2 protein-coding genes are annotated in these 1,149 nt (G+C 69.3%); both read right to left on the bottom strand.

Annotation, left to right across the window (positions count from 1 at the left end):
• Positions 1-73: 73 nt before the first annotated feature.
• Positions 74-472, bottom strand: a complete 399-nt coding sequence (locus ACFVYK_RS37960) for a hypothetical protein (RefSeq protein ID WP_389781295.1) — start codon at positions 470-472, stop codon at positions 74-76.
• On the bottom strand, positions 469-1,149 hold a 681-nt coding region (locus ACFVYK_RS37955; RefSeq protein WP_389781294.1), incomplete at its 5' end, for a transposase. The genes ACFVYK_RS37955 and ACFVYK_RS37960, both read right to left, overlap by 4 nt.

The following is a 1,149-nucleotide window of genomic DNA, read 5'->3' as shown; positions in this document are numbered from 1 at the left end:
AGTGGGCGGTTCGTAAGGTGATGTCCGTTTCTGCCTGAGGTTGGGGCAAGGTTGCTGGTGGAGGGCCGGTGGGCTATTGCCTCCTGACGAAGGTGCCGGTGTCCGCCTCGGTGAGGATTCCGAGCTTGACCAGGCGTTTCAGCTTGGCGCGGGTGCCTTCGACGTTCTTCGGCTGCAGTTCGTGGCCGAGGGCTTCGCAGACGTCCTTGGCCCGTAGCGGCCCGGTCGCGTGGTTGAAGGCGGCGAGGATGCGGGGGTAGTCCGGGTGCTCGGGGAGATCCGGCGCGGCGGTCGGGAGCCGGTCGGCGAGGCCGGTGACGGTCTTGCGGGTGATCGCGAGGTGCTCCAGGTGGGTCTCGGCCTCCCGTAACCGGGTCTGCAGGTCGTCGATCTGTGCGCGGAGGTCGTCGGCCAAAGCCCGGGTGGCGTCTTCCTGGAGGTCCAGGGCGTCGAGCAGGGGCTGGATGTTCACGCCGTCACCGCCTGCGCCTCGCGCCAGGTGGGGGTGTTCGCGCCGGTGAGGCGGCGGGTCATGACGTGGGTCATTGCCCAGTAGACGCGGGAGGCGGAGGAGGAGGGGCGGTGCTCGTAGTCGCGGACCAGGCGCCGGTGCAGTATCAGGATCCCGTAGGTCTGCTCGACCCTCCACCGCTTCGGCTGCGGCACGAACCCCTTGACCTGCGGGTTGCGGGCGACGATCTCGACGTCGATCCCCAGGCCGGCGCCGTGCATGACGACCTGGTTCTTGAAGCCCTGGTCGACCAGGGCTTTGCGGACGGTTCCGCCGGCGTGCTCGGCGACCTGGTCCAGCAGGACGATGCCCGCGGCGTTGTCGTGGGTGTTCGCGGCGAGGACGGTGACCGCGATGACCAGGCCGAGGACGTCCACGGCAAGGCCCCGCTTGCGGCCGGGCACCCGCTTGGCCGGATCGTGGCCGGTCGTGGCGGCGGGGACCCCGGCGGCCACGTGGACACTCTGGGTGTCCAGCACCACCAGGGTCGGGTCCTCTAATCGGCGGGTGCGCTCGCGGACCTGGCGGCGCAGGAGTTCATGAATGACCTGGTCCGTTCCGTCGTCCCGCCAGGCCGCGAAGTAGTAGTACGTCGCACTCTTCTGCGGCAGATCGTGCGGGAGATAGGCCCATTGGCA

It is taken from the genome of Streptomyces sp. NPDC058291 (assembly GCF_042880855.1).
Lineage (GTDB): Bacteria > Actinomycetota > Actinomycetes > Streptomycetales > Streptomycetaceae > Streptomyces.
This window is presented reverse-complemented; position numbering and strand designations above follow the sequence as displayed.